2 protein-coding genes are annotated in these 417 nt (G+C 55.4%); both read left to right on the forward strand.

Translation table 11 applies throughout. The features are described from left to right. A partial coding sequence (locus AC1RO3_RS08065) for a hypothetical protein (RefSeq protein ID WP_481763940.1) occupies nt 1-190 on the forward strand: 190 nt, incomplete at its 5' end. Then, on the forward strand, nt 187-417 hold a 231-nt coding region (locus AC1RO3_RS08070), incomplete at its 3' end, for a hypothetical protein (protein ID WP_481763941.1). The genes AC1RO3_RS08065 and AC1RO3_RS08070, both read left to right, overlap by 4 nt.

Below are 417 nucleotides of genomic sequence, written 5' to 3' on the forward strand. Positions count from 1 at the left end.
GGTTCAGGCTGTAACGAATTTCGTTCTCGACTACGAGAAGGATCGTCAGACGCGCAATCAGACACGGGTGCGCGAGGCATCCGAGTGGTTGCAAATGTTTGACGAATACATCGAACACCGAACTGATTTTTCTGGCATTCGTACGTGCATGTGCTGCGGATGCTCCGCTGAACTGGAGAGACTGGCATGAGCGCGGGGAACGCCGTGTTTGTGCATGACGAGGCGCACCGTGAGCTGGGTGTTGCGATGGCTGATTTTATGCGAGCCCAGATGAATCGATCCGGATTCGTTCGCCATTTTTTCGCGTGGTGCGATTTTGACAAGACCAATCACACGTGCCCGGAGTACTCGCGAGCAGAATGGGAAGTGGCGCGTCGCATCATCAATCGCGCTAAGAAGCGTCGAGCCCTGACCGCG

The organism is Dellaglioa sp. CoH-57-MRSF-19 (genome assembly GCF_056781975.1).